The 14,390-nt window shown below is 60.1% G+C and carries 15 protein-coding genes; 7 read left to right on the forward strand and 8 right to left on the reverse strand.

What is annotated here, in order from left to right:
* Window positions 1–141: 141 nt before the first annotated feature.
* Entirely contained in the window at window positions 142–915 is a 774-nt protein-coding gene (locus CCGE525_RS23625) for an RraA family protein (RefSeq protein ID WP_120706794.1), read from the reverse strand.
* 347 nt (window positions 916–1,262) lie between these two features.
* On the opposite strand from CCGE525_RS23625, the gene CCGE525_RS23630 reads away from it, so the two are divergent.
* From CCGE525_RS23630 to CCGE525_RS23650, 5 genes are all read left to right on the forward strand, one after another.
* The gene (locus CCGE525_RS23630; RefSeq protein WP_120706795.1) at window positions 1,263–1,808 is read left to right on the forward strand and encodes a tripartite tricarboxylate transporter TctB family protein; all 546 of its coding nucleotides are present in this window, start codon (window positions 1,263–1,265) and stop codon (window positions 1,806–1,808) included.
* A complete protein-coding gene (locus CCGE525_RS23635; protein ID WP_120706796.1) occupies window positions 1,805–3,343 on the forward strand; it encodes a tripartite tricarboxylate transporter permease in 1,539 nt (512 codons plus the stop codon). The genes CCGE525_RS23630 and CCGE525_RS23635 overlap by 4 nt, the downstream gene beginning before the upstream one ends.
* A gap of 63 nt (window positions 3,344–3,406) precedes the next feature.
* Window positions 3,407–4,237 carry an oxidoreductase gene (locus CCGE525_RS23640; protein WP_120706797.1) on the forward strand — a complete coding sequence of 277 codons (831 nt, stop codon included), beginning with the start codon at window positions 3,407–3,409 and terminating at the stop codon, window positions 4,235–4,237.
* 50 nt (window positions 4,238–4,287) lie between these two features.
* Window positions 4,288–5,265, forward strand: coding sequence for a Bug family tripartite tricarboxylate transporter substrate binding protein (locus CCGE525_RS23645; RefSeq protein ID WP_120706798.1), 978 nt, complete (start codon window positions 4,288–4,290; stop codon window positions 5,263–5,265).
* Window positions 5,266–5,279: 14 nt separating this feature from the next.
* Window positions 5,280–5,636 carry a nuclear transport factor 2 family protein gene (locus tag CCGE525_RS23650; RefSeq protein WP_162950283.1) on the forward strand — a complete coding sequence of 119 codons (357 nt, stop codon included), beginning with the start codon at window positions 5,280–5,282 and terminating at the stop codon, window positions 5,634–5,636.
* 323 nt (window positions 5,637–5,959) lie between these two features.
* On the opposite strand, the gene CCGE525_RS23655 is transcribed toward CCGE525_RS23650, so the two are convergent.
* From CCGE525_RS23655 to CCGE525_RS23685, 7 genes are all read right to left on the reverse strand, one after another.
* Complete coding sequence (locus CCGE525_RS23655; RefSeq protein WP_120706800.1) at window positions 5,960–6,445, reverse strand: DUF3237 domain-containing protein; 486 nt, start codon at window positions 6,443–6,445, stop codon at window positions 5,960–5,962.
* 185 nt (window positions 6,446–6,630) lie between these two features.
* The gene (locus CCGE525_RS23660) at window positions 6,631–7,539 is read right to left on the reverse strand and encodes a LysR substrate-binding domain-containing protein (protein WP_120706801.1); all 909 of its coding nucleotides are present in this window, start codon (window positions 7,537–7,539) and stop codon (window positions 6,631–6,633) included.
* A complete protein-coding gene (locus CCGE525_RS23665; RefSeq protein ID WP_120706802.1) occupies window positions 7,520–8,395 on the reverse strand; it encodes an alpha/beta fold hydrolase in 876 nt (291 codons plus the stop codon). Before CCGE525_RS23665 ends, CCGE525_RS23660 begins: the two co-directional genes overlap by 20 nt.
* Window positions 8,392–8,754, reverse strand: coding sequence for a hypothetical protein (locus tag CCGE525_RS23670; protein ID WP_120706803.1), 363 nt, complete (start codon window positions 8,752–8,754; stop codon window positions 8,392–8,394). Before CCGE525_RS23670 ends, CCGE525_RS23665 begins: the two co-directional genes overlap by 4 nt.
* A 33-nt stretch (window positions 8,755–8,787) precedes the next feature.
* Window positions 8,788–9,960: a muconate/chloromuconate family cycloisomerase gene (locus CCGE525_RS23675; protein WP_120706804.1), complete on the reverse strand. Its 1,173-nt coding sequence runs from the start codon at window positions 9,958–9,960 to the stop codon at window positions 8,788–8,790.
* Window positions 9,961–10,017: 57 nt separating this feature from the next.
* Entirely contained in the window at window positions 10,018–10,881 is an 864-nt protein-coding gene (locus CCGE525_RS23680; protein WP_120706805.1) for an intradiol ring-cleavage dioxygenase, read from the reverse strand.
* 200 nt (window positions 10,882–11,081) lie between these two features.
* Complete coding sequence (locus CCGE525_RS23685) at window positions 11,082–11,825, reverse strand: SDR family NAD(P)-dependent oxidoreductase (protein ID WP_120706806.1); 744 nt, start codon at window positions 11,823–11,825, stop codon at window positions 11,082–11,084.
* A gap of 313 nt (window positions 11,826–12,138) precedes the next feature.
* Here CCGE525_RS23685 and CCGE525_RS23690 point away from each other — a divergent pair, with 313 nt between their 5' ends.
* Together CCGE525_RS23690 and CCGE525_RS23695 are read left to right on the forward strand one after the other, a co-directional pair.
* Window positions 12,139–13,362: an MHYT domain-containing protein gene (locus tag CCGE525_RS23690; protein ID WP_120706807.1), complete on the forward strand. Its 1,224-nt coding sequence runs from the start codon at window positions 12,139–12,141 to the stop codon at window positions 13,360–13,362.
* Window positions 13,363–13,517: 155 nt separating this feature from the next.
* Window positions 13,518–14,381 carry an FAD binding domain-containing protein gene (locus CCGE525_RS23695; protein ID WP_120706808.1) on the forward strand — a complete coding sequence of 288 codons (864 nt, stop codon included), beginning with the start codon at window positions 13,518–13,520 and terminating at the stop codon, window positions 14,379–14,381.
* The last annotated feature ends 9 nt before the right edge of the window (window positions 14,382–14,390 follow it).

The following is a 14,390-nucleotide window of genomic DNA, read 5'->3' on the forward strand; positions in this document are numbered from 1 at the left end:
AATGATGCTATGTCATTGTGCCGGCTGAGGGAAGTCATTTGCTTGGCCGTCCTGGAGCGGGATGTCGAAAAACGCTTGCGGTTTTGCGACGGCATCCCGCTCTCTCCTTTTTTGATCGGAGCCCGGATTACAGCGGGGCGCTCAGCCCTGCCGCTGGTTCTTCTGGTGCGGGAAATTCTGGTAGAGCTTCTGCACCAGGTCGGGGATGCTCATCCCCTCATCGAGGTGTTTCACCCAGTTCGCCTCCTTGGCGTCGGCGGCTTCGCACAGCTCCAGAACCGGGAGGATCAGATCCTGCGGCACGAAGCAGACGCCGGTTTCATCGGCGACGATGAGATCGCCCGGTGTAACCGATACACCCATAATATTGACGACGCCGTTGATCTCCTGCGTGGCGCAGCGCCATTTGCCGGTGATCGGTGTAAGGTCTTTCGACCAAATCGGGAAATTGAGCTTGCGGGAATGCCCGACGTCGCGAACGCCGCCGTCGACAACAGCGCCGACAATTCCCTGCCGCGATGCGACGGTCGCCATGATGCCGCCCATGTTGGAGACATCCGAGAGGCCCTGGATCACCAGCACGTCGCCGGGTTCAGCTTGATGCATGGCCTCGACTTCGCTCATCAGATTGTCATTTTCGCTGACGGAGCGGTACGCGTCCAAGGGTTGCGGCGTGTTGCGCACCGTCACGGCACGGCCGACGATGGTCCGGTCGCCGATCGTTGGTTTGAGCAGGGAGGCGCCGACCACGCCGCGGACGCCCTTCTCGTCGAGATAGTCGGAAATCGTGCCGGTAATGTCGTTCAGCTTGCGGAACCGCTCGATGATCGACGTGTCGATCTTCTTCGGCGTGGTGCCGATGCGGTCGTCGGACAGAAAACCCGCATTACCCTTGTGTCGCTCGTTCGCGGCCATAAGAATCTCCCATGAATGCCAAGCGCATGACAGCGCCAGTGACACAAAGGAAGACCAGTTAAGTTCGATAGCGTCCAATACCGATTTCTGTTCCGATCAGTAGTTTTTATAAATGGATCGCGCCCGCAACGGCATAATTCCTCCGTAAACTCAGCGGCTTGGCTGCTATCGCTTCAGAACGTCGCCTCGCCGGCTGCTGGAGCCCGGGTCGGCCCGCATCGGAAATCTCGATGACGATACCGTGAAGCTATCGCTGCCGTTCCAAATCGGTATTAGACCGCCTTTCGGATTTCAGTAGCCTTGCCTGCCATCGGGAGTCGGATTTGCAATAGCCGGAGGAGGCAGGCATGTTCAGTCGTGACGTCGCCGGCGGTCTTCTGATGATGGTCGTCGGATCCGCCTTTTCCTATTTCGGCTGGGCCTACGATGTCGGCACCCTTAGCCAGATGGGACCGGGTTTCATGCCCGTGGCCCTCGGCGGTATTCTGGTCCTCCTTGGATTGCTCATCCTCGTTAACGGCCTCGGTTTTATCGTCGCTGGAGCGAATACGGGGAAAATACCCCCCGGAATTGCGGCAAAGCAAAAGGATGGAGCGGTTCCGCAGCTCGGTGAAGAGCTACACCATTCTGGCGGCCCCCTTGAGACCATCCATTGGCCGGACTGGCGCGGCTTGGCTGCCATCGTTCTCGCGATCGTCGCCTTCGTCATGCTGGCCGAGAAGGGCGGGCTGATCGTCGCCACCTTCGCAGTCGTCTTCATCTCGGCCCTGGGCGACAGGAACAACCGGCTGCGGGATGCGCTGCTGCTCTCGGCCTGGGTCACCGTCTTCGGCGTTGCCGTTTTTTACTATGGCCTGCAGATCCGGCTTCCTCTGCTTCGGAGTTTCCGGTGATGATGACGGCGCTGACAGATCTCGGCCAGGGATTCGTGGTCGCATTGCAGCCCTACAATCTGCTGATGTGCTTCCTCGGCATCCTGCTCGGCAACATCGTCGGCGTCCTGCCGGGAATGGGCGTCATGGCTGCGATCTCGATCCTGCTGCCGCTCACCTTCGGCATGAGTCCGGTGGCGACGATCCTGATGTTGGCCGGCATCTATTATGGTGCCCAATATGGTGGCGCGATCTGCTCGATCCTCTTGAACCTGCCCTGCCATCCACCTCACGCCGTCACCTGTCTCGACGGTTTTCCGATGACCCAGCAGGGCAAGGGCGGAGTTGCGCTCGGCGTCACCATCATCGCCTCCTTCGTCGGCGCCTCCTTCGGCATTACCGAAATGATATTCCTGGCGCCGATGCTGGTGCGGGCCGCGCTGAATTTCGGTCCGGCGGAGATCTGTTCGCTCATGCTGCTCGGACTGATTGCCGGCTCGACGCTCGCCAAGGGCTCGGCGCTGAAGGGCATCGCCATGACCACGTTAGGCCTGCTGCTCGGCATGGTCGGCACCGACGTCAACAGCGGCATTGCCCGCTTCGATTTCGGCTTGCTGCCGCTCGATAACGGCATCGAACTCGTCGCCCTCGCGCTTGGTCTGTTCGGCATCGCTGAGTTCATCAAGAGCGTCAACCGCATGGCGCCAGTCAACACCCGCTACACGAACGTCCGGATGCGCGATATGAAGCCGTCGCGCGCCGATTTCAGGAAGGCATTTTTCCCGATGGTCCGCGGTACACTGATTGGCAGCCTCTGCTCGCTGATCCCGGGAACCGGTCCGACCATCGCCTCCTTCGTCTCCTACGCGCTGGAGAAAAAGGTCTCGCGCACGCCGGAGCGCTTCGGCCATGGCGCCATCGAGGGCGTTGCCTGCCCGGAGGCTTCAACGCACTCCTCCGTCCAAGGCGATTTCATCCCGACCATGAGCCTCGGGATTCCCGGCGACGGCGTCATGGCCTTGTTGCTTGGTGCACTCATCATGGCCGGCATCACCCCGGGGCCGCAGCTCGTCAGCGAACATCCCGATATTTTCTGGGGCCTGATCGCCAGCTTCTGGATCGGCAATATTCTGCTGGTGATCCTGAACGTGCCGCTGATCGGCGTCTGGGTGAAGCTGCTCTCCATTCCCTACCGGCTGCTCTATCCCTGTGCGCTCTTCTTCATCTGCATCGGCGTCTACAGCGCCAATAACGATCTCTTCCAGGTCGGAGAGACCCTGGTCATCGGGCTTGCCGGTTACCTGCTCCTGTTTCTCGGCTTCCATCCGGCGCCGATCCTGCTGGGTTTCGTGTTGGGGCCGCGCTTCGAGGAGAATTTCCGGCGGGCGATGCTGGTCTCCTACGGCGATCCGAAGATATTCCTGAGCCCGATCAGCGCCGTCATTCTCGGTCTCTGCGTCCTGCTGGTGGTTCTGCAGATCGTCTTCTGGCTGCGGCGCTTGCGCGCGGGCGATACCGCTGCCACCCCTAACAGTTCCCTCGTCGAGGCCGAATAGCGGTTTGGCCAAACGTCCTCTTGCCGGAGCCTCAAGGCCCCGCATCAAAACGAAAGGTGTGACATGCCGACTTGGTTCATCACGGGTTGCTCCACCGGCTTCGGCCGCGAGATCGCTCTCAAAATTCTCTCGCGCGGCTGGCAGGCCGTCGTCACCGCGCGCAATCCGGCCGACGTTGCCGATATCGCCGCCATCAGCCCGGATCGATGCCTGGCGTTGCCCCTGGACGTCAAGGACAGGCGTTCGATCGACAGCGCGGTCGCAGCGGCAATCGATCGCTTCGGCAGCATCGACGTCCTGGTCAACAATGCCGGCTATGGATATCGCTCCGCCGTGGAGGAGGGCGAGGAGGAGGAGATCCGCACCGTCTTCGAGACCAATGTCTTTGGCTTGACCTTCGTCACCCAGGCGGTGCTGCCCCATATGCGCGCGCGCCGCCGCGGCCACATCGTCAATCTCTCATCAATTGCCGGCCGTATCGCCCAGCCGGGCTCGGGCTTCTATGCCGGAACCAAGTTCGCCGTCGAGGGCATTTCCGATGCGCTGCGCAAGGAGCTGCAGCCGCTCGGCATCGGTGTGATGTTGGTGGAGCCGGGTGGCTTCCGCACCGATTTCGCCGGTCGCTCGCTGCGCCAGTCCAAGGAGCCCATAGCCGACTATGCGACCACCTCCGGCCTGCGTCGCCGGGAAAACAGCAGAATCGATGGCAATCAGCCTGGCGATCCCGTCCGTGCCGCCGAGGCCATCATCCAGGCAGTGCTGGCGGAGGCGCCGCCCTTCCGCCTGGTGCTCGGCGCCGATGCCAGCCGGCGGCTGCGGGACGAGCTGAAGGCACAGCTGCGCGAGCTGGAAGCGTGGCATCAGGTGGCGGTGGATGCCGATTTTCCTGTCTGAACGGGGTTGCCGACGGTCGGCAGGAGCATAGATGAAGAAGGAGGAGGAGCATGAAAAAACCTAGTCTATGGAGCGCAATCTGCGCGGCGGCGCTGGCTTTCGCGGCCGTTGCCGCCGAAGCGCAGGCGGCCGGCTGGCCGACAGGGCCGGTGAAGCTCATCGTGCCGCTCGCCGCCGGCGGATCGTCCGACATCGCCGCCCGCGCACTCGCGCAAGGCCTGTCGGCACGCTGGAAACAGCCGGTCGTGGTGGAGAACCGCACGGGCGGCTCGACCATCATCGCCGCGCAATATGTGCTGGGCCAGCCAGCCGACGGCTATACGCTCGATGTCTTTCCGACGACGCATTCGATCAATCCCGGCGTCCGCTCATCCATGCCCTTCGATACGATGAAGGACTTCTCCTATGCGGCGATGTTCATGGACGCGCCGATGGCGATCTTCGCCAATCCGAAATTTCCGGCAAGCTCGCTTGAGGAACTGATCGCTGAGGCGAAGAAGCATCCCGATCAGCCGATCCTATTCGCCTCGCCGGGCGTTGCCAGCGCCGGCCACATGGGCGGCGCTCTTCTGCAATCGCTGACCGGCATCAAGCTGCAGCATGTCGCCTATACCGGCAGCGCCACGGCACTTCCCGACGTTCTGTCCGGCCGCGTGCCGCTGTTCATCACGCCGCTGACCGGGTTGACACAATATGTCGACAACGGCCAGCTCAAGCTGATCTCCGTCCTCGGCGCCGCCCGGGCCAAGCAATATCCCAATGTTGCGGCGGCCTCCGAGATCGTCCCCGGCCTCGTGGTTCGCGCCTTTACCGGCATTGCCGTTCGCGCCGGAACGTCGCCGGAGGTCATCCAGAAGATTGCCGACGACACGAAGGCCGTGGTCAATTCGCCGGAATATGCCCAAGTCAGCAACAGCGCCGGCTTCGTGCCCTGGGTGACATCGCCCAAAGAGACGACGGATCTGATGCAGCACGAGGTCGATCAGTGGAAGCAGATCGCCGCCAAACAAGACATCCACGTGAAATGAGGTTTCCCTATCCCATGACAGTTGAATCGGAACTCCGCGAGGCCGAACGAGCGCTCTACGCCGCGATGGTCCGCAAGGATACCGCGGCCCTGGAGACCATGCTCCATGACGACCTTATCTTCGTCCATTCGACGGCGCTGGTGGAGGGTTGTCCAACCTATCTCGCCAGCGTGGCAGCCAATCGCTATCGCTATGAAAGTATCGTGCCGCGCCCCGGCGGCATCATCCGGCTCTTCGACGATTTCGCCCTGATGAGCGGCGAGGTCGATATGAACACGACCCTGCATGTGCAAGTCGTGCTCGGCTGGGTGCGTAAGGATGGTCGGTGGCAGCTGGTGCTCCGGCATGCGGCCCGCATCCCCGAAGCCTAGAGCGGAAGCGTATCCGGCGATAGCGACGCAGGAGTGGCCTGGCCTCGGTTCGCGTGGCTACGCCGACCGAGGCGATCGCGTCCCGCTTTCATTGAGGTCCGCCAGCGAAGACATCGAGCTTGGACGTTACTTTGCAGAAAGTGTGTTTATTCGTTCGAGCCCTCGGGCAAATCCTTCGAGAGCAATGGAAAGTTGTATGGGTTTGTCACCCCCGCTCGATGTGGTCGTCAGTTTCAGGACGGTCGTCTGCCGCCAACTTGGGGCGCTTGTTCGCGAGGTACCATGGCTGTGTTCGGTCGACTTTGTTTCCTTGTGCTCGCCAGTCAAAGGACTTGGAAGATATTGTAGATCGGCCCGCTCGGCGGTCGATAGCCAGTGCCAACAGCCACAATGCGGTTCAACCAACCGTATTCGTCTGAGCCCGTCTGGAAGATCGGATTGATGCGAAAATAATATTCGTCCGCCTCCACCGGCGCGCCTTGCGCAAGACGTGCGAGCACTTCTGCCGGTCCAGCCCGGACTCCCTGGTACGTCATGCCAATGAGAGCTCCGTCATCCGTTTCCAACACGACGCGGCAATCCAGCCGCACGGTTCCGTCGGCGAGGACCTGCTGCCAGTCGCTGCCTCCTTCGAGGACCCGGCCCTTCAGCTGTTTTCCCTCAAAACGCCCGCCGCCCACAATACCGACCACGCTGGGGCCAGCTTCAGCTCCCACTTTTTGGGCGGCTGCGATGTTCATTTCGACGGCGAAGAGCGGCGTGACACGGAGCGATTTCAGCGGCTCGGGAACGAAGATCGAAGATGACATGGCTTGGCTTTCTGGTAGGGCCCGCCGTTCCGGCGGCCGGTGGCGCTCTTGATCGATGCGGTTCAGGTAAATGGAAAGAGTGCGAAGGGATCACTTACCGGAAACATGTGCTCGGGCATCAAGTCGTCAAGTTCGACGTTACTTTCTTATCACGCGAGTGCTGACCGCTTTGGGTCAGACGATCCTCATGGCTCCCTGCGCTTGATCGCGCTCGCGCGCGCATAGCGGCGCGCGATGTCCAGGAAATTGCGAAGCTGCGGCGAGCGATTGTCCAGCCGGTAATTCACCGAGAGCGTGGTGCCTGGATTGGGACCGGAATATTTCCGATAGCTGACGCCGGCGCGCTGCGTCGTCGATACCGATTCCGGCACCAGCGATACGCCGACGCCGACGGAAACTAGACCTATCGCTGTCTGATAATCCATGGCCATGACCGTTCTTACGGCGTCAAGACCAGCTTCATCGCAGATCTTCAGTACATAGTCGGCGAAGCTCGGCCGTGGGTTGTGTGGATAGAGTATGAACGTCTCGTTGCTGAGATCGGCAAGCTTCGGCACCGCTTGAGCGTTGAATGGCGAATTGTCCGGCAGAGCCAATATCAGAGGTTCCTGGTGGAGAAACTCCGACTTGACCTCATCATCCTTGATGGACGGTCGAGCGATGGCGATATCGATTTCGCGCTGAATCAGCGCACGCTTGAGTTCGGCGTTGTTCATGGCCGACAACACCAGATCAACGTCAGCATAGTGAGAGCGGTACGATTTGATCAGGTTCGGCAGTATTCCGTGCGTAGACGATCCCACAAAGGCGATACGAAGGCGCCCCTCGCTGCCGCTGCCGATGCGGCGGACCTCCGAGAAAATGCTATCCAGGTTCGCGAAGACCTCGCGAGTGCGCTCCAACAACAGCTGGCCGGCTTGTGTCAACCGAATCTGGCTGCGGCTGCGGTCGAAGAGGAGGGCGCCGATTTCCTTTTCAAGCTGGCTGATTTGGCGGCTGAGCGGCGGCTGGGCCATATCGAGGCGAGCCGCCGCCCTGCCGAAATGAAGTTCTTCGGCGACTGCAATGAAATATCTAAGCCGCTTCAGTTCCAACGGCGGATTTTCCTCTCATGACGATGTCCAGCGCCCGCTCAAAATAGGGGCGAAAGCGGGCCGGATTTTCGCTCATCGGAAAATGGCCGAGTTCACTCATAATCTCAAGAGTGGAGCCGGGGATCGCCTTGTGCGTTCGCGTCGCATCCTCGGGCGTGCAGGTGAGGTCGTATTCGCCGCACAGTATGTGAACGGGTGTTTGGCGCGTATCGATCCTGCCGATATTGGCGATAAGGCTATCGTCCTTGGTATAAAAGCTGAGATCACCGCGGAAGACGCCCGGGCCGGATTGCATGAACATCCAGAGCGTATTCCAGCGTTCGGCGCTTGGAGCATGTGGTGCGATGTTGGCGGAAACGAGCGCTGCCCCCATTTCACCGCCATGGGCGTCAGGGCGGTGGAACCAGTCGATATCGTACCACGCCGGCTGAAAATCAGAGGCTTCGATCGCCACGAAGCCTTTAAAGTGCGAGGGATGGAGTGCTGCAAGCTGCAGCGCAATGCGCCCGCCCATGGAGCAGCCGACCAGGATCAGGTCTTCAAGTCCAAGCCCTTCGATCACACCAAGCACGGTTTCGATATAGTGATCCGTGGTCAGGAGATATTCCTCGGTCTCGAAACCCTCGGGCGGCAGCGATTTGCCGTGCCAGGGCATATCGAAGGCAATGAAGCGGTAGTTCTCGCCAAATTGCGGGTCGGCGAGGATGTGTCGCCATTGACGCGTGTCGGCGCCCGCTGTGTGCAGGCAGACGACGGGCTGCCCGCGCCCGCACTCCTCGAAATAGATGCGATGAGCCCGGCCGCCGATTTCAATGTTGAGATAGCGCCCGACGATGGGATCTATGGTAGCGGTCATGCTGTCTGCTCCTCCCGCGGAATAGCCAGGATTTCCTTGAAGAAACGCAGGTTTTTCACAAGGTTCAGAATATCCCCGTCAATACGCGCGCGCCCAAGCTTGACCAGGCCGAAAATGTCATGGAAACCCGGCGCCGGCAGTTTCTGCCAGAAGCGCTCGAGCGCATCGGCGTCCATGCGGATCGCGAAGCGCCATGGTATCTTGCGATTGCGGCCCTGCGCGATCTTTTCGATATGGCCCCGATGGAAGGTCAGGTAAAAGCACTCCTCGCCGATTTCGATGAGTACCGTTTCGCTTAATAGGCAGCCCATGCGCAGAAGGTGCGGCTTGCTTTCGAGCCGCTTTGCGATGTGTTCCATTTTGGCAAGGTAATGCGCCGCACTTTCCACGGTTCAGGCTCCAGTTCGCGTCAAATGTTTGATCCGGTCCTCATCGAGAATGAGACCCAGACCGGGACCTTCCGGCAGGTGAACTTCGAAATTGCGATATGTCGGACCTGACAGCACCAGGTCATTGACAAGGATTTTCGGACCGAAATGCTCCGTGCCCCACTCCATTTTCGGCAATGTCGAGAAGACCGCGAGGTGCGCGGCAGCGCCAATGCCGCTTTCGAGCAAGCAGCCGCCATAAAGCTCCATGCCAAAAGCGCTCGCGACCGCAGCGGCGCGCTTGAGTTCCAGCAGGCCGCCGCTCTTGACGAGCTTCAGCGAAATCACGCTTCCAGCTCCGAAAGATCCCGCTCGCGCGATATCGGCTGTTGTAAACACCGCTTCATCGACCATGACGGGGATCGGGGTACGGGCGGCGATGCGCGCCAACTGCTCCATCTGTGCGGCCGGAAGCGGCTGCTCGATGAGGCTGACATCGAGCTCCTCCAATGCCGGCAACCAACGTATGGCGGTCGCCTCGCTCCAGGCTTGGTTGACGTCAACGATGATCTCGACATCGGCCCCGAGCGCGCTTCGGATCTTCCGAAGACGCTCTATGTCCATTCTAGGGTCGGCAAAGCCCATCTTGATCTTGAAGCGGCGGTGTTCCGCACGCTCGAGTTTAGCCTTGGCTTCCACGATCTCCTGATCCGCGTCTCCAGATGCCAGCGCCCAGATCACTGAAAAGCTTGTCCGCACCGAGCCCCCGAGAAGTGCCGTGGCGGGTAATCCGAGCGATTTGCCGACCGCGTCGAAGGTTGCCGCCTCGATCGCCGCTTTGGCGGCATTGTTTCTGCTTGCAGCCTTGCTTAGGCGGATCGCATTGTCTTCGAAACAGGATGCCGGACGGCCGACCAGGGCGGGGGCGAGATAGGCGTCGATCACCGACTTGATCGACTCGACGCTCTCTTCGGCCCAGCGCGGGCCCCCCAAGGTTGACGCCTCGCCATAGCCCTCGACACCGTTTTCGAGCATTACACGCACCAGAACGAAATTCTGGCACGAGATCTCGGTGTTTGAGAGCTTATGCCTGCGCAGCGTGGGGGCATCGATGATCGATGAGGTCACACTGCGGATGGCGAGATCGCGCCAGGACGCGGTCTCATCAAGCAGGGCGATTGGTTCTGCAAGGGACATACCCAATTTCACTCCAACATCGGGGGAGGAAGCCGCACCCATGGCGCGGCAGAGTTCTTATTCCGCGGCCATCACTAAGGCTGCAGGTTTCAGGACAAAGTCGAACTCCATGACGAAATCTGTTTTCGAGCCGGCAGGGGCCTTTTTCAGTTCGCCAATCAGATCCGTCTTCACGGCGAAGACGGAATCATTGTCGAGATACTTGGTCTCGGAATCGAATATCTGTGAGATGAGAGGGCGATAGCCTTCCTTGCTGATCATGAAGTGAATATGGCCGGGCCGCCATGGGTGATGCCCCATGTAATTCAGCAGTTCACCCGCAGCCCCGTCATAGGGGATTGGATAGGGCACCGGACGGATGCCGACGAACGAATAATGGCCGTTGACGTCCGTGTGAAAGCGACCGCGCAGATTATAATCCGGCTGGTCGGGATCTTGTTGCTCGTAGAGGCCGTTGGGTGCGTCCTCCCAGACGTCGATGACGGCTCCGGCAAGCGGGGCACCGTCAGTCCCGTGAATGCGTCCTTGGACGAGGACTGTCTCCTGATCCGGAAAATCCTTCTGGATGATCGAAGCGCCATTTGGCAGGACGGGCGGATTTTCCCGATAAAAGGGCCCGAGCACGGTTGAACGGCTTTCGCCATCGGTGACCGGATGATCGATCATGTCGACCAGGACCTCGATCCCGAGGATATCGCTGATAAGAATGAATTCGTTGCGATTGTCGTCGGAGATGTCGCCGGCCCGGCGTAGGAACTCGCAGGCTTCCAGCCACTCTGCATGCGTGATCTTCACTTCCTTGCAGAAGTTATGGGCATGATGGATGAGGCTCGTCAGGATTTCACGGCGGCGCGGCGAGATTTCCTCCGCAAGTGCGGAGATAACCACGTCTGAGATGTTGTCGACTGTAACGTTTCGCATGTCTTCCTCCCAATGCGGTCGATAGACCTATTGGTGCGCCGACGGGCCCGGAAGCTCAATGCTCGAAATGATATGCGATCATACCCGAGGATGCTTTCGCATCGGTGACGGGCGGCCAGGGACGATCCTTTAGCTCGCCAATTGGACGGTCGCCTGACGGCGAACGGCGTTGCCTAGCCATTCGCCTGCAATGCCAGACGTCAATGGTGGCAACACCCGCCTTCGTCCATAGCGGTTGGTGGCACGAAAGCGGCGAATTGCTGCTCGAGCGCCTTTACAACACCGGCCCGCCAACCATCGGCAATCTGTTCGGAGAAAGGATCGGGAAAGATGTCCTCCTCGCCTCTTTCCAAGCCGTCGAGGATTCCCGCTGCCACCAGGCCAACCTCCGATTTCGGAACGTCGAAACCGCGTGTCATGTCGGTGTCGACCGGCCCCGTGAAGCAGGTGTGCACTTTGACGCCGCGAGCTGCCAGAAGGGCTCTGAGAGCCTGTGCGGCATTGTGTGCCGCAGCTTTCGAAATCGAGTAAGCCGGCGTCGAGGCGACCGAAACGAGCGCCGACAAAGAGAGATTGTTGACGATGACGCCTTTCGACCGCACCAGTTTAGGCAAAAATGCCTGAGTTACCCTCAGCATGCCGAAGCAGTTGACAGCCAGATGGCGGTTGATGATCTCGAAATCGCTAAAATCATCTGGCGCGAAGATCCCCGCATTGTTGATCAGGATGTCGAGGCCTTCAATTTTCTCGGCCGCCTGCCGAATGTCGCCTTCGTTTGTGACATCCAGTCTGATGAAGATGACGCGTTCGTCATCATGATGCTGATCGCTACGTGTTCCGGCATAGATGCGTTTTGCGCCGCGCCTCAACATCTCATCGACGAGGGCTCGGCCGATGCCGCGGTTGGCTCCGGTGATCAGGACCGTTTTGTTTTCGATATTCAAGACGTGCTCCTATAAGGCTGACTACGCCATCAGAAGGTTCTCTGATGATCGCCAGAAGACTAGGATCAGGCCAGATAGGAGTGGGAGTAACAAGTCTGGCGGGATTTAACAGGTGGGGTGACAACGGTTACGGCATCGTAGACCGATGCACTCTCTGTATTCTCGTTGACGGCATTGCTGCCGGCAATGGTCTGCAAATTTGTCGGCTCGGACCTTATTGTGATCCTTGCTTGTCAATACAGCGATCGCGGATATAACCTTCATTTGAGGAGAGGCCGCGCCCGTGGAGGAAAGGACGCGACCATAGACGTTCATGTTCGCTGGGCACGATCCATTTCTCGTGACGCTCTCAGTGGCGGTTGCGATCATGGGTGGCTACACCGGCTTCGGTCTGGCCGCCCGCATCCGCAGTTCGCCGGAGGCCAGCCCCCGGCTGCTGCTTGCCGGTGCGGCGGCATTTCTCGCCATCAGCATCTGGACCATGCATTTTATCGGTGTGCTTGCGGCGCCGATTCCGCCTGACGCCGTCTACCTCATGTTTCCGACCGTCGTGTCGTTTCTGATTTGTGCACTGGTGGTAGGTATTTCACTGTTCTTTGTCAGCATCGGCGAACGATCCAGCTTGCGCATCCTGGCTTCGGCACTGCTGCTTGGGCTCGGCGTTGCCTCGATGCACTATGTCGGCATTCACGGCCTCGCCGGTCATTTTAGTATCGAGCATGATCCTGGCATGGTTCTGCTCTCCGTCGTCATCGCTGTCGTTACTGCCTATGGCGGGCTTCGGATCTATCTAGCACGCCATGGCGGCTTTCGGCTTGCTTTCAGTGCGGTTGCCTTTGGTATCGCGGTTTCTGGTATGCATTATACGGCCATGTACGGCATGCATTTTCGGGCCGTGGAAGGCATGGATCAGATCATGGCGATGGATGGGCTTGCCGCCTCGCCACAGGTGCTGGCGTTGATCGTCGCTTTGCTGTGTTTCTTGATCGCGGTCGGCTTTTTGCTGTTTCTCGTCCCGGAAGCACGCCAGCGTCCGAATGTGGCCGTCTTGGACCCAACCGCCGATCTTCACGACAGCGGGACCGGGTCAGAACGGCAGGGTGCGGCGGTCGCCGTCCGGGCGCGGACGAAGGCTGCTCCGCTCGCGGGTCTTGGTCAGCCAGTACCACGATCGGTGGCGACACGCGTGCCGCTCGAAGCGGCAAACGGAATGCAGTTCATCGATGTGGCGGAGATCCGCAGTATTCGTGCCGATGCTCACTATACGCTCGTCCACGATGGCCAGCGCGAGCGCATGTGCTCCTGGCCGATTTCGGAGGCGGAATCGCAGCTTGCTCCTGACATCTTCATGCGCGTTCACCGCAGCCATATCGTGGCGGTCCCGCATATAACCTTCATGCGCAGGGAAGGCGACGGCGCCGTTGTGGAGTTGGATGGCCCCGCTCCTCATTTGGTGCCGGTGAGTCGCGCGAAGATCGCAGAGCTGAAAGCCCGCCTCGGACTTGCGAAGGGCGAGACTGCGAGAGCAGCCAGATAAGTCAGCCAGGTTGACGCAAATCGTGCGCCGAAAACCGCCTTTCGTGCGAAAATCCGCCCTTGGTGATTGATCTCCGCCGGTCAGCTTGCCCAGCGCCGATGACCGGGCAAATCCTCCCCTAAAGCGTCGTGTTCCGATCGAACGGGAGGAAGATCATGATACCGGGCGCATTCGATTTCCATCGGCCGGAAACAGTCGCCGATGCGATCAGACTTCTTTCCACGCTTGGCGATGAAGCCAGGCCGCTTGCGGGAGGGCATAGCCTCATCCCGATGATGAAGCTGAGGCTTGCTTCGCCCGAGCATCTCATCGACCTTCACGGTATTGCGAGCCTCAGAGGTATCAAGCACAAGGGCGGCGACATCATCATCGGTGCGATGACAACGCAGCACGACCTTGTGGTCTCGCCGGAAATCACAACCCTTCTGCCTATCCTTAGGGAGACGGCGCTGCTGATCGCCGATCCGCAGGTGCGCTATCGCGGCACGATCGGCGGCAATGTCGCAAACGGCGATCCCGGCAACGACATGCCGGCGCTGATGCTGACCCTCAATGCGCACTACCGCCTCGAAGGGCCTGGCGGCGTGCGCGATGTCCCCGCGACCGACTTCTATCAGGGCGCCTATTTCACCGCTCTGGAGCCCGGAGAGTTGCTGACCGAGATCGTCATTCCGCAACCGGTACAAGGTCACGGCTATGCCTACGAGAAGCTGAAGCGCAAGGTCGGGGACTATGCGACCGCGGCTGCGGCCGTGATGCTCACCCTCTCGGGCGGCAAGGTCGAAACCTGTCGCATCGGCCTGACCAATCTGTCGGAAACGGCGTTGCTTGCCGAAGACGCCGCCGCCGCCGTGATCGGGACGAGCCTCGACGAGGCAACCCTGCAGAAGGCCGGCGAGCTCGCGCGGCAGATCATGCAGCCGGCAACGGATGGGCGAGGACCTGTCGAATACCGCAAGCATGTGGGCGGCATCATGGTCATGCGGGCGTTGAAGCGCGCCGCGGACCGCGCCGTGTGAGGAGGCAAC

Source organism: Rhizobium jaguaris (assembly GCF_003627755.1).
Lineage (GTDB): Bacteria > Pseudomonadota > Alphaproteobacteria > Rhizobiales > Rhizobiaceae > Rhizobium > Rhizobium jaguaris.

Bases quoted from the DNA above. Each gene is read 5' to 3' on its own strand.
- CCGE525_RS23625 (WP_120706794.1), bottom strand. From the start codon at position 915: ATGGCCGCGAACGAGCGACACAAGGGTAATGCGGGTTTTCTGTCCGAC.
- CCGE525_RS23630 (WP_120706795.1), top strand. From the start codon at position 1,263: ATGTTCAGTCGTGACGTCGCCGGCGGTCTTCTGATGATGGTCGTCGGA.
- CCGE525_RS23640 (WP_120706797.1), top strand. From the start codon at position 3,407: ATGCCGACTTGGTTCATCACGGGTTGCTCCACCGGCTTCGGCCGCGAG.
- CCGE525_RS23645 (WP_120706798.1), top strand. From the start codon at position 4,288: ATGAAAAAACCTAGTCTATGGAGCGCAATCTGCGCGGCGGCGCTGGCT.
- CCGE525_RS23650 (WP_162950283.1), top strand. From the start codon at position 5,280: ATGACAGTTGAATCGGAACTCCGCGAGGCCGAACGAGCGCTCTACGCC.
- CCGE525_RS23655 (WP_120706800.1), bottom strand. From the start codon at position 6,445: ATGTCATCTTCGATCTTCGTTCCCGAGCCGCTGAAATCGCTCCGTGTC.
- CCGE525_RS23665 (WP_120706802.1), bottom strand. From the start codon at position 8,395: ATGACCGCTACCATAGATCCCATCGTCGGGCGCTATCTCAACATTGAA.
- CCGE525_RS23670 (WP_120706803.1), bottom strand. From the start codon at position 8,754: ATGGAACACATCGCAAAGCGGCTCGAAAGCAAGCCGCACCTTCTGCGC.
- CCGE525_RS23675 (WP_120706804.1), bottom strand. From the start codon at position 9,960: ATGTCCCTTGCAGAACCAATCGCCCTGCTTGATGAGACCGCGTCCTGG.
- CCGE525_RS23680 (WP_120706805.1), bottom strand. From the start codon at position 10,881: ATGCGAAACGTTACAGTCGACAACATCTCAGACGTGGTTATCTCCGCA.
- CCGE525_RS23690 (WP_120706807.1), top strand. From the start codon at position 12,139: ATGTTCGCTGGGCACGATCCATTTCTCGTGACGCTCTCAGTGGCGGTT.
- CCGE525_RS23695 (WP_120706808.1), top strand. From the start codon at position 13,518: ATGATACCGGGCGCATTCGATTTCCATCGGCCGGAAACAGTCGCCGAT.